The 15351-nt window shown below is 65.6% G+C and carries 20 protein-coding genes; 6 read left to right on the plus strand and 14 right to left on the minus strand.

Features of this window, described 5'->3' with window-relative positions:
* The first annotated feature begins 12 nt into the window (after window positions 1-12).
* The gene (locus H535_RS0113440; RefSeq protein ID WP_026819958.1) at window positions 13-360 is read left to right on the plus strand and encodes an ArsR/SmtB family transcription factor; all 348 of its coding nucleotides are present in this window, start codon (window positions 13-15) and stop codon (window positions 358-360) included.
* 30 nt (window positions 361-390) lie between these two features.
* Here H535_RS0113440 and H535_RS25425 read toward each other — a convergent pair whose 3' ends face one another.
* On the minus strand, window positions 391-1386 hold the full coding sequence (locus H535_RS25425) for an EamA family transporter (RefSeq protein WP_051299262.1): 996 nt from the start codon (window positions 1384-1386) through the stop codon (window positions 391-393).
* 93 nt (window positions 1387-1479) lie between these two features.
* On the opposite strand from H535_RS25425, the gene H535_RS0113450 reads away from it, so the two are divergent.
* Window positions 1480-2040 carry a CGNR zinc finger domain-containing protein gene (locus tag H535_RS0113450; protein WP_026819959.1) on the plus strand — a complete coding sequence of 187 codons (561 nt, stop codon included), beginning with the start codon at window positions 1480-1482 and terminating at the stop codon, window positions 2038-2040.
* Here the strand turns inward: H535_RS0113450 and H535_RS29955 are convergent.
* The 3 genes from H535_RS29955 to H535_RS0113465 are packed head-to-tail and all read right to left on the minus strand — an operon-like array spanning window position 2037 to window position 4623.
* Window positions 2037-2471, minus strand: coding sequence for a hypothetical protein (locus H535_RS29955; RefSeq protein ID WP_245580310.1), 435 nt, complete (start codon window positions 2469-2471; stop codon window positions 2037-2039). The genes H535_RS0113450 and H535_RS29955 overlap by 4 nt on opposite strands.
* 56 nt (window positions 2472-2527) lie before the next feature.
* Complete coding sequence (locus H535_RS0113460; RefSeq protein WP_155838685.1) at window positions 2528-3169, minus strand: class-II aminoacyl-tRNA synthetase family protein; 642 nt, start codon at window positions 3167-3169, stop codon at window positions 2528-2530.
* A 59-nt stretch (window positions 3170-3228) separates the two neighbouring features.
* Entirely contained in the window at window positions 3229-4623 is a 1395-nt protein-coding gene (locus H535_RS0113465; protein ID WP_026819961.1) for an MATE family efflux transporter, read from the minus strand.
* A gap of 99 nt (window positions 4624-4722) precedes the next feature.
* Here H535_RS0113465 and H535_RS25435 point away from each other — a divergent pair, with 99 nt between their 5' ends.
* Both H535_RS25435 and H535_RS0113475 read left to right on the plus strand, forming a co-directional pair.
* Window positions 4723-4998, plus strand: coding sequence for a hypothetical protein (locus tag H535_RS25435; RefSeq protein WP_155838686.1), 276 nt, complete (start codon window positions 4723-4725; stop codon window positions 4996-4998).
* Window positions 4995-5426 carry a PIN domain-containing protein gene (locus H535_RS0113475; protein WP_026819962.1) on the plus strand — a complete coding sequence of 144 codons (432 nt, stop codon included), beginning with the start codon at window positions 4995-4997 and terminating at the stop codon, window positions 5424-5426. The genes H535_RS25435 and H535_RS0113475 overlap by 4 nt, the downstream gene beginning before the upstream one ends.
* Before the next feature lie 43 nt (window positions 5427-5469).
* Here H535_RS0113475 and H535_RS0113480 read toward each other — a convergent pair whose 3' ends face one another.
* The 5 genes from H535_RS0113480 to H535_RS0113500 form a co-directional block, all read right to left on the minus strand.
* Window positions 5470-5907 (minus strand): DUF1801 domain-containing protein, encoded by a 438-nt coding sequence (locus H535_RS0113480; RefSeq protein WP_026819963.1) that lies wholly within the window; start codon window positions 5905-5907, stop codon window positions 5470-5472.
* A gap of 44 nt (window positions 5908-5951) precedes the next feature.
* Window positions 5952-6824 (minus strand): class I SAM-dependent methyltransferase, encoded by an 873-nt coding sequence (locus H535_RS0113485; RefSeq protein WP_211236590.1) that lies wholly within the window; start codon window positions 6822-6824, stop codon window positions 5952-5954.
* A complete protein-coding gene (locus tag H535_RS0113490) occupies window positions 6782-7852 on the minus strand; it encodes a glycosyltransferase family 4 protein (RefSeq protein WP_081416685.1) in 1071 nt (356 codons plus the stop codon). Before H535_RS0113490 ends, H535_RS0113485 begins: the two co-directional genes overlap by 43 nt.
* On the minus strand, window positions 7836-8225 hold the full coding sequence (locus H535_RS0113495; RefSeq protein WP_026819966.1) for a 6-pyruvoyl trahydropterin synthase family protein: 390 nt from the start codon (window positions 8223-8225) through the stop codon (window positions 7836-7838). The genes H535_RS0113490 and H535_RS0113495 overlap by 17 nt, the downstream gene beginning before the upstream one ends.
* A gap of 89 nt (window positions 8226-8314) precedes the next feature.
* Window positions 8315-9301 carry a zinc-dependent alcohol dehydrogenase gene (locus H535_RS0113500; protein ID WP_026819967.1) on the minus strand — a complete coding sequence of 329 codons (987 nt, stop codon included), beginning with the start codon at window positions 9299-9301 and terminating at the stop codon, window positions 8315-8317.
* Window positions 9302-9319: 18 nt separating this feature from the next.
* On the opposite strand from H535_RS0113500, the gene H535_RS25440 reads away from it, so the two are divergent.
* A complete protein-coding gene (locus H535_RS25440; RefSeq protein ID WP_051299269.1) occupies window positions 9320-10075 on the plus strand; it encodes a CDP-alcohol phosphatidyltransferase family protein in 756 nt (251 codons plus the stop codon).
* Here the strand turns inward: H535_RS25440 and H535_RS0113510 are convergent.
* From H535_RS0113510 to H535_RS25450, 5 genes are all read right to left on the minus strand, one after another.
* Window positions 10061-10978 carry a DUF4031 domain-containing protein gene (locus tag H535_RS0113510; protein ID WP_026819968.1) on the minus strand — a complete coding sequence of 306 codons (918 nt, stop codon included), beginning with the start codon at window positions 10976-10978 and terminating at the stop codon, window positions 10061-10063. The genes H535_RS25440 and H535_RS0113510 overlap by 15 nt on opposite strands.
* 172 nt (window positions 10979-11150) lie before the next feature.
* The gene (locus H535_RS0113520; RefSeq protein ID WP_245580311.1) at window positions 11151-11510 is read right to left on the minus strand and encodes a MoaD/ThiS family protein; all 360 of its coding nucleotides are present in this window, start codon (window positions 11508-11510) and stop codon (window positions 11151-11153) included.
* Window positions 11507-12604: a WD40/YVTN/BNR-like repeat-containing protein gene (locus tag H535_RS0113525; RefSeq protein ID WP_169728270.1), complete on the minus strand. Its 1098-nt coding sequence runs from the start codon at window positions 12602-12604 to the stop codon at window positions 11507-11509. Before H535_RS0113525 ends, H535_RS0113520 begins: the two co-directional genes overlap by 4 nt.
* Window positions 12605-12658: 54 nt before the next feature.
* Window positions 12659-13306, minus strand: a complete 648-nt coding sequence (locus H535_RS25445) for a pentapeptide repeat-containing protein (RefSeq protein WP_051299273.1) — start codon at window positions 13304-13306, stop codon at window positions 12659-12661.
* Window positions 13307-13362: 56 nt separating this feature from the next.
* A complete protein-coding gene (locus H535_RS25450) occupies window positions 13363-13773 on the minus strand; it encodes a hypothetical protein (RefSeq protein WP_155838687.1) in 411 nt (136 codons plus the stop codon).
* Window positions 13774-14039: 266 nt separating this feature from the next.
* On the opposite strand from H535_RS25450, the gene H535_RS0113540 reads away from it, so the two are divergent.
* The gene (locus H535_RS0113540) at window positions 14040-14231 is read left to right on the plus strand and encodes a hypothetical protein (RefSeq protein ID WP_155838688.1); all 192 of its coding nucleotides are present in this window, start codon (window positions 14040-14042) and stop codon (window positions 14229-14231) included.
* Window positions 14232-15351: the final 1120 nt, after the last annotated feature.

Genomic DNA, 15351 nt, shown 5'->3' on the forward strand with positions numbered 1-15351 from the left:
CATAATGGAGGAATGGAGACCCTCGACAACGCCGCGCCTGCCGCAGACACCTGCTGCACTCCGGGCGCGGGACCGGTCATCGACGAACAAGAGGCGCAGCGCAAGGCCCGCATCCTCAAGGCGTTCGCTGACCCCAAACGGCTGCAGCTGCTGTCCATCATCAAGGCCGGCGACAGCGCCGAGACCTGCGTCTGCAACCTGACCGAACCGCTGGAACTAGGCCAGCCCACTGTCTCACACCATCTGAAGATCCTGGTCGACGCCGGCTTCCTGACCCGCCGGCGCCGCGGCACCTGGGCCTACTACTCACTGGTGCCCGGCGCGCTGGAGTCCGCGGCAGCCGAACTCGTGGATCTGTAGCTCAAGGACCAGCCACCCGGGACCTGCCGATCAGCGCTGTGTCGCGGCCGCCCGGGCTTCGGAACCGTCGTTGACATCGGCAGTGCGCGAGGTGAACTTGCGGATCCGGCGCAGTTCATCGTAACGGACCAGCACCACACCTGAGACAATCAACGTGCCGCCTGCCAATTGGATCATTCCCGGTAGCTCGCCCAGCATCAACCACGCGGCCAGCACGGCGAACAGCACTTCGGTCAGCGCGACGAAGGACGCCAGTTGTGAGCCCAGCCGCCGCACGGCGAGCAGGCCGGTCAGGTAAGAAGCAATCGCACAGACCAGCACCAGTCCAAGCACCGGCACCAGCGGCGAAACCTCCGCACCGGCAAGCACCACCGGCGAGGCGGTGAACTTCATCGGGTAGATTCCCGCCCATCCGGCCGCGAAGATGGCAACGGAACCGACAACGAGTCCGCCCCCGACCAGCACCAAAGGCGGCAATGCGTCCTCGGAGTGTGCGGACATCAGGAAGAATGCGGCCAAGCAGACCGCCGCCAGCAGCCCCCACATCACACCTGCCGGGCTGAGATGGACGGAACCGCCAAGCAGGTCGAGCACCAGCACCAGCCCGCCTATCGCCACGATGGCTCCAAGCGCCGTCAGCGGGCGCGGCGCAGTGCGGGTGCGCAGCCACAACCAGCCGACAATCATCACCGGGGCAAGGTACTCCAGCAGCAGGGCGACGCCGACGGACAAGTGCTGGACGGCGTTGAAGTAGAACAGCTGGCAGGCCGCAATAGGCACCAGACCGTAGGCAACGATGCCCGGCCAGCCGCGGCGCAGCAGCGACCAGCGGCCACGCAGTGACATCACGATGGGCACAATCAGCGCCACGGCCGCCCCGCCCAGCCGGACACCCACGGCGGCGCCGGGCGACCAGCCGACGTCAAGCAGGGCCTTGGCAAACGAGCCGGATACGCCGAACGTCATGGCGGATATCAGTGCGATGAGCAAGCCCGAGCCGGTGATCCGCGCCGTAAAATCCTTCATGTTCGCCTCCCTCCAGTGCCGCCCGTATTTGATGTCAGGGGCAAACCGCAATTACGCTAATGACACTAAGGGTGGAGAGGTTCAGGAGTCAACTTGCTTTTTGCTAATGACACGGAAGACACGCTGCAATCCATTGCGGCGCTGGTCAACACGCTGGTCAACACGCTGGTCAACGATGAGGATCAGTTGACGACGCGGGCCGATCTTGACGAGTTTGTCCGGCGCCAGGAATACACCGGCAGCCGCACCCACGACGACGTCGAACTGCAGGCTGTCCGCGCGCTGCGCCCGGACCTGCGCAAACTCTGGACCGTCTCCGAATCAGAAGCGGTCCAGATTGTGAACCAGCTGCTGGCCGACGCCGATGCGGTGCCCCAGCTGGTCAAGCACGACCATTGGGACTGGCACCTGCATGCCACTCGTCCGGCCGATCCACTGCAGACCCGGATGGAGGTGGAGGCCGCGATGGCCATGGTGGATGTCATCCGCGCCAAAGAACTCAACCGGCTGCGGATCTGCGCTGCGGAAGACTGCCATGCCGTCGTCGTCGACCTGTCACGGAACCGCTCCAAGCGGTATTGCGACACCGGCAATTGCGCCAACCGGGCCCATGTTGCCGCCTACCGGGCGAGGAAAGCGGGAAAGAGCGCCTAGCGTTGCTCCTCATTGTTGCCGTCACGTGGCGCTTCGCGGCGCAGGCTTCCCTCGGCCGAACTGCCCGGTTCCGGCGGCTCCACCTCTTCATGCGTGCCATAGCGGCTCTCCGACGGCGTGCTTTCGCCCCGCGGCAGGTTTGCGTTCTGCGCTCCTCCGGGAATCTTGGCTGAACGGAGGTTAATACCAGAGCCGGCCCCCAGGGACTCGTCGTTGGGTTTGTCGCTCATCATCAGCATGGCGGCAACCACGAGCGAGGCGATGAAGACTATACCGGCTGCGATCAAGCCGAGGTCTATTCTCGGCATCGAGCCGCCGGAGGCGAAGATGGTGACGGCACCACCGGCGACGATGGCCAGCACTGCCGAGAACATGAGCGGGGCCTTCACCGAGGTCCGCGGTCGGCGCGCCCCGGGTGATTTGCTGGCCACTGGGATTCCTCCATTAGTCGGTCGTGCCGCCGGTTTGAAGCCACCGGAGTACCCTCCTAGTTTACCGCCTCCGGCCCGTTCCCGGTGCCGGTTCCGGTGTCGGCTCCGGGTGCGGCGTCATGCCGGTACCCCAACCCGGCCAATATCAACAGCACAGCGATGATGATGGCGGACCCCCCGACCACCCCCAGCAAGGCATGCGGCGCAAGCGGGGTGAACAGCGGCAGCAGCACCAACAACAGCGCGGCTCCGGTGTTGACGGCTCCGGTGATCAACCAGTCACGCCCAAGTCCCGAACCGTGCCGGTGGCGGAAGCCGAGGACAATTTCGACGATGCCCCCGACCAGCAGGGTGGTTGCAACGAGCAGTACGTACATTCCAGGTGTCTGGAACATCACACTGAGCAACCCGCCCACAGCCAAAGCGGCGCCGTTAACCCGCAGCAGCCACTGGGTCGACTTTTCACTCTTTGACCGTGTCTCCGGGCCGCTGAGCCGACTGCGGAGCAGGTAGATGGCAGCGGCGCTTCCCACCAGGTAAAGGCCGGTGGACACCGCCATCGCCGCCGGCCCGGGATCCTGCCAGAAGATGGTGAACGCGCCGAAGATGGCCGCGACCAGTGCGCGCAACAGCAATGGCCACCAGATCAACAGCGCTTCGGCCTGCATGCCGGACGACGTCCGCGCGTCCATATTCACGTAAGTTTTCTCCTTCACTCCGGCCCTCACCGGGTGCCCGGCCGCCGCACCCTTCGAGTTTAGTCCCGGCTGGCGCCGACAACCATCCAGCGGTCATCGCGCACCCGCCACCCCAGGGTGAGCGCACGCGCGGCCAGATAACCGATACCAAAAGCCGCCCAGAGCCACGCGATGCCCACACCGCCAGTCAACGATGCGCTGTAGACCCACCACAACATGGGCAGGTAGATGAGCAGATTCACGACGCCGGCCAGCGCCAGGTAGCGGGCGTCTCCTGCACCGATGAGCACGCCGTCGAGCACGAACACGTAGCCGGCGATGGGCTGTCCGACGGCGAGCACCAGCATCCCGGCGGCGAAGGCCGCCTGCACTTGGGGATCCGGGCTGAACAACTGTCCGAGGAACGGGGCCAGGGCCGCGACAATCGCTCCGGCAACCGCCCCGAAGCCCAGCCCCCAGATGATCATGGTCCGGGTCAGCGTGTGGACCGTCCGCTGCGCCGGATTCCGCCCGTCCTGCCCGGCCGCCGCCTCGGGAATCCCTGCTCCCAGTTCCTTGCCGATCAACGCCTGCGCCGCAATGGCTAGCGCATCCAGCGCGAAGGCCAGGAAGGTGAACATGGTCATCACCAGCTGGTGGGCCGCCAGCGACACCGCCCCTTGCGATGTGGCCACGAACACAGTAGCGAGGAAAGCGATACGAAGGCTCAAGGTGCGGAGCATCAACCAACTGCCCACCCGCGAGACAGCGCGGATACCCGGCCAGTCCGGGGCCAGGGAGACCTGGTGCTCCCGCGCCGCCCGCACCACGATCCGCAGGTAGACCGCGGCCATCCCCCATTGCGCGATACTGGTGCCCAGGGCTGCCCCCGCCACGGACATATTGAGTCCGTACACCAGCGCGAAGTTCAGCACGATGTTGGCCCCGAAACCAACGGTTGCCACCACCAGCGGGGTCCGGGTGTCCTGCTGGCCACGCAGAATTCCGGTCGCGGCGAGCACCAGCAGCATCGCAACCAGCCCCGGCATGGAGAACCGCAGATACTCCACCGCGAAGTCCAGCACCGCGCCGTCGGCCCCCATCAGCCGCGCCACCGGCGGTGCCAGGATCCATCCTGCCGTGGCCAGTACTACGCCCAGGATGACGGCCAACCAGAGACCATCGCGGCCCACGGCCAGCGCGTCCTTCATCCTGCCCGCCCCGATGTAGCGGGCGACGGTCGCCGTCGTGGAGTACGCCAGGAACACCATCAGCCCGACGGCGGTTTGCAGCAAGGTCGATGCCAACCCGAGTCCGGCCAGCTCCGGAACACCCAAGTGCCCAACGATGGCCGAATCGGCCAACAGGAACAGCGGTTCAGCGATCAGCGCCCCGAAGGCGGGTATGGCCAGGCGCAGGATCTGCCGCGCCGTGGAGGCCGGTTTCCGGTTCCGGGCGGAGGAGGGTGTGGGCACCAGCCCATCCTATGAGTCGGCCCGGGCGGCCTGCAGCGCACTCACTTTGGCATGGTCGCATGCTTGCACTTATGCTATCGCACCAGATATCATGAATATATGGCAAATGTACTTATCCGGGATGTACCCCCCGATGACCTTGAGCAGATCCGCGCAGCGGCAGCGGAGCGAGGCACGTCGTTGCAGAGCTTTATGCGCGATACCGTACATGCCCAAGCGGTGCACCTGCGGCGGCAAGCCGCGATCGCCCACATCTCGGAGCGGCTGCAGGGACAAGCCAAAGTGCCTGATACCGAGCGGGATGCGGTGCTCGAGGCGGTCAATCGCGCACATCACGAGCGCGCCGATCAGCTGAGTGCCCGGCCCGCGAATTGATAGTCGACGCATCGCTGGTTATCGACGTCGTCGCTGATCCCGGTTCGCGAGGTGAGGCCGCGCGTGCGGCGCTGGCGGCTGTTCCGGCTACCGACCAACTCTTCGCGCCGGGGCACTTCGCGTGCGAGGTCATGTCCGGTCTCGGTGCCGCAGCGAATCGGCCGAATCATCCATTTCAGCCGGCGGACCTTGGCGCGGCTCTCCAAGGGGCTGAGGCGCTCGAGATCGCTATCGAGGCAACTTCGTGGTCGGACGTCCGCCGAGCGTGGGACCTCGCACACGGCTCACTACGCTACGCCGACGCGGTTTACGTCGCCGCCGCTGAACGGCATGGAACGGCACTGCTGACAGCGGACACCCGGATCGAACAGTCCGGGGCCCTCATCGAATGCGAGGTCATCACCGTTCGGCCTGCAACAGAGCCGTGAGGTTGCCTGGATGCTGGCCGGCCCATGACTGCTGGTCGGCCGGCTACGTGCGGCTCTGCAATGACTGATGGTCCGCCGTCGTCATGTACCGGTATCCCTGCCCGATGAGTTCGGCCAGCACCTCCATGTCGACGTCGGCCAGCTTGTTGATGTAGACGCAGGCGACGCTCTTCTTATATTTGCCCAGCCTCTCAAGCAAGGCCTCGGATTCCGGCGCATAGGTCAGGCCATAGACGGACAGGCTTGCCTTGCGCGGTGAAAAGCCGACGGCGGCAGCGTCGCCTGCGTGGCCGCTGGCATATTTGTAATGGTAGGAGCCAAAGCCGACAATCGATTGCCCCCACATCACGGGTGTCTGGCCGGTGACCTCCTGCATCATCGCCAGCAGCGTCTCCCCGTCCTGCCGCCGCACCGGATGTTCCACCGACGCCAGGAATTCCTCCACCGATTCGCCGGTGGGCACCATCTTGTTCTCCGCCATAGGTGAAGTGTGCCAGAACGCGGTCGGCGTGTCAGCACCGCAGGCTATCCCGGCAGGGCCAGGATATCCAGATGCCCGACCGTGGCGCTCAGTTCCCCGCTTTCCAATTGCTCCAAACGCTGCCGCACCCATTGCCGGGAACGATCCGCCAAACCTGCATCCTGTTCGACTGCCGCCTCGACCCATTCCTCCAGCCAGGTGCGGAACAAGGGCGCGCTCGTTGCATCAAGCTCCCAATTCGTCGCCGCCGTCCGCACTTTCATTCCCTGGCGCCGCAGAGCCGCTTCGGCCGTGGCCGGCGCATCCGGCCCCAGTCGGCCATCCCGGCGCTGATGTTCGTCGAAGGCGGCCGCCAATGCCGCATCCATCGGATCCTTGGGAGACAACGAGACGTTGCCAGTCACGGACAGGCTGAAGAGCACCGCACAGGACGACTTCGCCGCCGCGGCACACGCGGCCTCGATTTCGGCGGCGTTGAGCACGTCGAGCAGGGCCGAGCAGGTGAGCAACGCCGTTGGATAGTGGCGGTCTGCCGCCGCCTCGGCCAGGATGCGGCCGATGTCCTCCAGCTTCCCGGTCCGGCCGGTGAAACTGGCGGGAGGATCCGCGCGGGAGAGCAAGTGGGCGTCGTGGTCAACCAGAGTCCAGTGCTGGGCGAACGGCAGCCGTGGCGCCAGCCAGTGGGCATTGGAGCCGGTGCCGGCTCCCAGGTCGACGACATTGACCGTTCCGGCCGGATGCGCGGCCTGGAGCCATTCGACGAGTGGATTGATCAGTGGTTCGAGCGTCGCCGAGCGCGCCTCGTCGTCGGCGGCCATCCGCAATGCCAGCCACCCGGCGTCGGCCGGCCGTTCCGGCCGCACGGGCAAGCCGCCTACCGAAGTGTCCTTAACACCGCCGCTGCTGTGCTCTCCCATCTTGTCAGCATAGCCCGGCGCCCGGCGGCTGCGGCTTTGACCCTCCGACGAATGTCGGCATCCTGCAGCCAATCGGCCAGTACTGCTGCCAGCTGTCCTGGCGCATCGGTGTCAACGACGGCAACGACGAATCCCGGGCGCTTCCCTGCGCTGTCCCGCCCGAGGGTGTGCACCGCTCCCGTCCCCGCCGACACCACGGCCGGCACGGCATGAGCCAGCGACTCGGCGACCACCATGCCGTACGTTTCGGTCTTCGACGGCAGCACTGAAATATCCGCCGTGTCCCACTGGTGCTCCAGTTCCGGCCCATCGAGCTGCCCGGTGAGGCGAATGCGTTCTTCCAGCCCGGCGTCGCGGATGGCCTCTTCGACGGTGGCGGCGTAGCTGCTGTCCCCCACCGGACCGATCAGCCGGGCCGTCCAGTCAAAGCCGGTGAGCCGGGTCAGGGCGGTGACGGTGGCGAGTTGGTTCTTCAAGTCGCTGATGGCCCCGACCTGGACGATACGCGGCGGAACGGAGCCGACGGCGGCAGCGGCCGGGACAGTGCCCGGCTCGGCAATGGCTGCCTCGATGTGATGCCGACGGCGGAGTTCGTCGGCTGCCCAGCTGCTGGTGCAGATGACGCCGCGGGCCGCGTGCAGGGTGCGCCGCTCCAGCGTGTCCAGCCGGGCAGCCGTGTCCGCATCCAAGGCCGGGTCCAGGGCCAGGGGCATGTGGACCAGCACCCGGACGTCGGCCCCGGCCCGGACCGCGTCTTCGATCACGCGGGGACAGCCGGCCGCCACCAGCCCGTCGACGAGGATGGGGCCCGCGACCCCTTGCAGGGACTGGGCCAATTGTTGCTCGGCCGACTGATCCGGCCAGGGCCAGGTGCCGGCAACTGCCACCACGCCGACGTCGGCCCCGGCGTCCCGCAGCGCGGTCAAAAGCCGCCGATCATAGATGTTGCCGCCCGTGACGACGGTGTCGAAACCCGCCGGCACCATCAGAGTCAGGGATCCGGCGGCGCGGTCAGCGGGTGGCTTCAAAATCCACTCGGTAGGACGCCCATGCGTTGGGAGTCTCACGCAGCGTGACTTCCATGCCCGCGAGGCCGTCAACCACCCCGGTGGCCGCCAACCGGTCCGCGATGTACCGGGCCAGGAACTCCGTGGTGGTCAGTTGTCCGGCAAAGTCCGGGTGCTCGTCGAGGTTCCGGTACCGGAGAGTGTCCAGCGTGGCCGAAAGCTCCTGGGTGGCCCGTCCGATGTCGATCACGACGTTGTCCGCGTCGAGTTCGCGGCGCTGGAAGCTCACGTCCACGACATATGTCGCACCGTGCATATTCTGCGCCGGACCAAACGACTCCCGCGGCAGACTGTGTGCCACCATCATGTGGTCGGATACGCCTACGGAATACATTCGTTCTCCTCGTCTCTGTTGGTTGAAAGCTCGCGGGTTGCGGCACATCCCGGGTGGCAGGCAGATAGCTTGCCGCTGAACGCCACGGCTCAATAGTCGATCACATGGCAGAGTGAGGCCAGTTCGCCAGTGGCCAGCCGGCTCATCACGTCCGGCAACTGCTCGAAACTGCTGCTGCCGGTCAGCAGCACATCGAACACCGGATCCTGCAGCAACTCCATGGCGAGGACCAGCCTGTCGCGGTTGGTGCGCCGGGCCCTGCGGGCTGCGGCCACCGTGCCCACCTGGCTGGCCCGGATGCTCAGCCGGCGCGCGTGGAAGGCGCCGCCGAGGGGGACCTGGACCCTCCGGTCGCCGTACCAGGACATCTCGACCAGTTCGCCGTCATCGCCCAGCAGATCCAACCCGGTGGCCAGCCCGTCCTGGGAGGCGGAACAGTGGATGACGATGTCGCAGTCGCCCGCCGCTTCAGCCGGGGCGGCAAAACCGAGGCCCATCGCGGCGGCAGTGGCGGCCTTGCCCGGGTCGATATCGATCAACTCCAGCCGCCCCAGCGGAAACCGCTTCAGCAAAGCCGCCACCAGCAATCCGACCATGCCGGCGCCGATCACCGCGACGCGATCCCCCATCCGCGGCCCCGCTTCCCACATCGCGTTGACGGCGGTCTCCACCATTCCGGTGAGGACGGCGCGCCGCGCCGGCACGCCGTCCTCCACGGGAATCAGCGCGTCGACCGGGGCGACAAACCGGTCCTGGTGGGGATGCAGGCAGAAAACCGCCCGCCCCAGCAGCTCGTCGGGCCCCTGTTCAACCACCCCGACCGCCAGGTAGCCATACTTCACCGGCGCCGGCAGCTCGCCCTCCTGGAACGGGCAGCGCATCAGCTCGTGGACGGATTCGGGCACATGGTCCTGGTAGACCAGCATCTCGGTTCCGCGGCTGATTCCGGTGTGCAACGTGCGCACCAGAGCCTCGCCCGCGCCAGGCGCGGGAAGTTCCACAGTGCGTAATTCCCCCTGGCCGGGTCCTACCGTCCAAAAGGCGCGGGCCGTCCCCGGCGAGGTATTCGCAACCATAGTCAGTACGATATCCACGTGGGCAGTCACAGGGAAACCGGCGCCGCGGGCCGGGCCGACGTCGAGGCTGTAGTCGCTGCGGCCGCCAGCCTTGCCGGTGGCAGTTGCCTGGCCGCCGCCGCCACCGCGGGACCGGCCACCCGGGTGCTTGCCGTTGCCGCCGGGGCAGGGATCACCGCCATCGGAGTGGTCTCCATCCTGCGCCGCCGGCAGCGAATCACGACGACGGCGGACCGGATTACGCTGGGCCGCGCCGTGCTGGCCGGGTACTGCGCCACACTGACCGTCCCGGTGCTGACCGCCGGCCAGTCCCCCGGATCGCCGCTGGTCACCATCGGCACCATCGGGTTTCTGCTCGACGGCGTCGATGGTCGGGTCGCCCGGGTCACCGGCCACGTCACGCCCGAGGGCGCCCGGATGGACATGGACATCGATGCCGCGCTGCTGCTCGTGCTCTGCTGCGCCGCCGGGGCGAAAATCGGCTGGTGGACGCTCGGCGTCGGGCTGATGCGCTACGCCTTCGTCGCCGCCGCCTGGGTCCGGCCAGCACTCGGCGCCCGATTGCGTCCCAGCCGGCTGCGCCGGGCGATCGGAGCGGCACAGGCATTCGCGCTGTTGGTGGCATTGGCTCCCCCGGTGCCCGTCAGAGCGGGCGGTCCCGTTGTTGGCACGGCTCTGGGGCTGCTGGCCGCGTCCTTCCTCCGTGACGTCGCGGACCTCGAGCGGCGGCACCGGCACCGCGCAAACAACCCGGACGGGCTATGGGGTCCCTGACACCTCCTGCTCCAGCCTCGCCAGCTCCGCGTGCAGGTTCTCCCGGGCCGCGTCCTGCCACAGGTCACGGCCAGCCGCCGTGTTGAACAGCGGGTCCAGGTTGAACAATTGGCGCACGACCGCGGCCCGGCCCCGGGTGAAGTCAGCGTCGCCGACGTGCCCGTATTCTTCACGGACGGCCTCGACATAACGGCGGTAGGCCGGCCCCGGACGGGCCAGCACGGACAGGTCCGCATCACACAGCATCGCGCCGGGAGCATCCCCGGGCGCCGGGGCATGGCCGCCGGTCAGCCGCACCAGCCGTACCACTTCGGCAACCTCCTGGTCCGGCAGGCCCGCGGCAGTCAGCCTGGATTCCGCCAAAGCCGCGGATGCCTCCTCGTCCTCGCCCGGCTGGCCCAGGTACACCGCGTCGTGGAACCACGCCGCCAGCCGGACAGCACGCGACAGTCGACCAGGCGTCCGGTCCGGCTGGTGCTTGTCCAATGTGTCAAGTGACTCGAGCACGCTCAACAAGTGGGCACGATCGTGGTACCGGCGATGGTCCTCACCCCAACGTCGGAGCAGCTCCTCGCCGAGGCCGGCGTGGCCGGCCAGCACCTCGAGCCAACGCTGCCTCAGCGGCCTGAGCAATGCGCCGCTGCGCTCCTTCGCCCTGACCCGCAGCCCGCTGGCCATCAGGATCCTCACCAGCGTGCCGCCGTCGACCCGGCGGGCACCGAGCCGGACCAACTCATCGCACCGCTGGTCGGGCACGTCGTAATGGTCCCGGTCGAACGCCCTGCCGTTGAGTCCCGCCCGGCGGGCGAAATCGTGCAATTCCTCCAGCGAGGTATCTGAAATCAGGTGCGCGAACATCCGACCGTGGGCCGGCCACAGCGGAGGATCGAGGAAGATCGCCATCTCCCCAGTTTATGGATACTCCGCCCCCGGCCCGGAATATCCCGGCCCGGAACCCCGGCTCAGGCTCTTGCTCGACCCGGTTCCTGACCGGCCCGGTTCCTGCTCCATCCGGTTCCTGACCGGCCCGGTTCCTGCTCCATCCGGTTCCTGCTCCATCCGGTTCCTGACCGGATCAACCTCCCGCCACGGACTGGATGATGAACAGCTCCTGGCCCGGACGGATTTCGGTCGAAACGCCGTCCAGATCGCGGACATCCTCGCCTTCGACGAACAGATTGACATGGCGACGCACCGCCCGGGTTTCATCCCGGATCCGCCGATCCAGCACCGGGTTGTCCCGTCCCAGCAAGTCCAGCACCGCTGCCACCGTCGTCATGTCCGGCACCGGCAGTCGCAGCAGTTTCCGGTCTCCCGCCAACGCGGCAAGCACCGGCGGGAGCACGACCGAAACGCTCTGTCCTGTCCCTGTCTCGGATCCTGTTCCTGCCACGTCGCCCGGCGATGATGCGGCCGACATCGCTCTGTCCGTCATGCCGACCCCACCTTTGCAGCGCGGACGCACAGTACATCCGGCAGATGGGAGACCACTTCCGCGAAGCTGCCGCCCTCGTCAGCACTGGCGTATACCGTCCCGCCGCGGGTGCCGAAGTACACCCCGGCCGGATCGGAGGAATCGACGGCGGCGGCATCGCGCAAGACCGTGTTGTATTCGGCCTTTGGCAGCCCGGCGTCCGACCGTGTCCAGGTGCTGCCGCCGTCGTCGGTGCGGTGCACAGCAAGCCGCCCGTCGGGCGGAATACGCTCGGCGTCGGCCTTCATCGGGATCACCCATGCCGTTCCGCTGCGCGAGGGATGGGCCATCATCACGAACCCGAAGTCGGCCGGCAGCCCGTCGGCGATGGAGACCCAGCTGTCCGCGCCGTCGTCGGACCGGTAGACCCCGTGGTGGTTTTGTGCGTACAAGCGCTTCGCATCCTTCGAATCCCGTGCGATCTTATGCACGCACTGGCCGAATTCCGGCGTCGGGTCCGGCATGAAGTATGCCGAAATGCCATGATTACGGGCTTCCCAGGAGCTGCCGCCATCGGTCGTCCGGTAGACGCCGCCGGTACTCATTGCGATGTGGACGGTGTCGTCAGCCGGACTGGGAAGGATCGAGTGAGCCGCCGGACCGCCGTATCCGGCACCCCATTCGCTCCGGTGCGGGTGGTCCCAGAGGCCGCGGTTGAGCTCAAAGCGCTCCCCGCCGTCGGTCGATTTCCATACCGAAATCGGCTCGCATCCGGCCCAGACAACCCCCGGCCGGTCCCGGCTGTCCGGCTGGATCTGCCAGATCCGTTCCAGGGCGGCGCCGGTGTCCTCGGGGAAGCGGATGGCCCCGTTCTCCGGCTCGGTCCAGCTGGTGCCGAGGTCATCCGAATGCGCCACGGTCGGGCCCCAGTGCTCCGAGCGGACTCCAACCATGATCCGGGTGCGCCCGTCGCGGGTATCGATGCCCACACTTGGCACTTCCTGCATCAGGAACTGCGGCCGAGACAGTGTCCAGTTGGTGCGGTCCTCGCTGGTGGCAAGCCACAGGCCTTTTTTGGTCCCGATCGCCAGGACCGTTTGTTCGGTGGGTGACATGTATCTCATTCGACCACCGCAACGCCTGCGGGGCAATGGTTTTTGGGGCCGGATTTACTTCACGGAGATGCCGATCTCGGCTGCCATGGCCGGTGCCAGCAGCTGCAGCTGGTATTCGTCGATGCAGGCACCCTTGATCCCGGCCAGGCTGACGATCCGGTCCAGTTCATTGGCCCGCAGGTCGACGTTGCTCATGGAGGCGCCGGGTGCCTGAAGGGTTCCGATCCTGCAGTCCTCGAACGCCACCCGCGTCAACTGGGCGTGGGAGACGTCCAACTCGTCGATAATGCAGCCGGAGAAGAGCACGTCGGTCAGCTTGGCGTAGCGGAAGTTGAGGAAGTCCAGTTTCCCGCCGGTGAACGTGACGGAGCGGAGCACTGAGTCGTACAGCTCGCCGGATCCAATCCGGGGATTGTCGACGGCGGTGTTCCACCAGCTGCTGCGCGGGGCTGAAAAGACCGGCGCGTTCAACTGTGAGAGCGCGGATTCGGCGAAAGTGGCCCCCGTCAGATCTGCCTCGTGCAGACTGACATGCGTCAGCCGGCATTCGGTGAAGGTGACGTCTGTCAGGTCCAGTTCCCCGCCGTCGTCGTCCGCATACTCTATTGCCTCCAGCCGGCTGTCAGGCTCAATCGACTGCAGAGTGCCGGAGGTGTACGACGGCGGCGGCTTGGGCCCGCGCGGGATCTTACTGAGCTTCATATAATCTGTGCCCTTCCTGGTGGCATTCCGTGCCCCGGCGTTTCACGCCGGTTCTGCTAATCTTCAGTGCCATGCACCCATCGTGTTGCAGCGTTTGCGTTTCGGGCGGCCATGAGCATGAGCCCGATGGAAATGGCGTAAGCTCCGGCTACACTCACTACTGCAACGACGGCGCTGCCCGGTTGCAGCAACAGGGCGAGAATGATCAAGAGGATCACCAAAGCGGTCGACACGAGCGCCGTGAATCGTAACGCCGGCGCGGCGGCACGATGGCCAACACGCCAACACTGGTCGCAGTGTTTCGTCGATTTTGTCCGAAGACCAAATACTTCGCTGACAACGGCAGCAGGGGAGGTGCTGGTTTTAATGAGCACTCCCGCTGCCGCGGCTATGACCGCAAGCCCCAACGCGCCCATCAGGAGAAGCGCGAACATACTTGTTTTCTCCCAACCCTGAGAACGGTCCATCCCGCCGTAGCCTTCCCGATCCCGCCACGACAGAGATACCCGCTATGGAGGGATGGACAGCACACGGTCATGCTACGTGAATCCTGATGCGTACGCGGCGTCGGCGATGGTTTGTAACACGCTTTCCACTGCCGGATTCGTTTACTGCATATCTGGCGTGAGTCTATGTGTTGTTGACCGTGGTCGGGGGTCACAACGTCGGAACCAATCATCACTCGCCACCCAGAATGGGGATATAGAAACGAGCCTACGCTTCAGTGCTCCTGGTGGCCGTTGTCGGCATGTCCTGGCTGGTCACCCTTATTGGAGAAGCCATCTGGGGAGAGGACTTCCCGACCGGGATTGTTGGTGGGGCCGCAGCCGGTCTGGCGGCTGTGGTGATGCTGCGTGTCCTGAACAGGTGGGACGAAAAGAGGCTCAAGCAGAACGGTGACCGGTACACCGGGGATGGGGCGTAGCCCATGCTTTTGATGAAGCGTCGGCGGCACGATGGCCCGGACACCCAAGGCGACCAAGGCACTTCGGCTTCACCGCAACCGAAGTGACGGTGGAGGAAGCTTGGTTTATGCGATGGGTTCCCTTCGCATAAATACAGGAGCTAAGACCAGCCTTTACCCGCTCTCCCTGAGCTAATGATTATCGACTCTTCGTCAACGCCAACGCTCTCCAAGCGCATGCACTTGCCGCGATGATGGAGGCTCCTGCGGAGACGAGGGAAAACACTTCATCCGTTCCACCCACGGACAGCGCCAAGACGCCCGCGGCAATGAAGAAAAATGCCAAGACTGAAAATCCACCGGCACTCATCTGGTCTACCACTTCCTTGTTTATTGGCTCATCGCATTTGAGGGTGTTTATTGTCGTTTTGTGTTTCAGCGAACCTCGATAAGTCTTCCGGTTCCTGGGGGATACATACCTCTATCTTTCCGGACATAATGTCGAAAATATAGTGCAAAGGCGCCATCGGCGGACATCTCGTCTTTAAAGCGCCGAAGACAACCCAAACCTCATCGGTCGATCAAGGGCTGAGCCATCATCGGCCGAACAAAGAGTCGTCAACCGGCCGATTGCTCATCCGGCCGAACGTGATCAGCAACCTACGTAGCGGATGTAGGCACAACAGGAGCATCCGTTCGCGCCGGCCGTGGGGGCCTGCCTGCCCCACGAGGAAGCTCGGCGATGGCACTGACACTGGACGCAGCCAGCTTCCGGCATCTGGTGGTACCGGTCGCGTGTGCCGTGGGACTGTTCGGCTGATCTACACCACCTGCCGAGCAACGGACAAAATAGCCCGCCCTTCGGCCGGCCGGAGGGCGGTGAACTATGAAACCACCTTTAGGCTGGTCGTTTTCCGTAAGCCCATTCGTCGACGGCGGGGCCCGAACCTGTGAGATCGCTTTTTGACCGCGGGGAGAGGCCGCGGTCCTCATTGCTTCTATCGCTCATATTTCATGTTTCGTTATCTGACCGTTATATTTGGGGGCCTGATTCTTCTAAAACTGTCGGTGCTCGATGGTTGACTATTTTTATGACGGTTCGAGTGGGTGTTGACGACGACGGCGGTGGCCGGCCGGGTGC

The sequence above is a fragment of the Arthrobacter castelli DSM 16402 genome (assembly GCF_000430705.1).
In the GTDB taxonomy this organism is placed as follows: Bacteria; Actinomycetota; Actinomycetes; order Actinomycetales; family Micrococcaceae; genus Arthrobacter_C; species Arthrobacter_C castelli.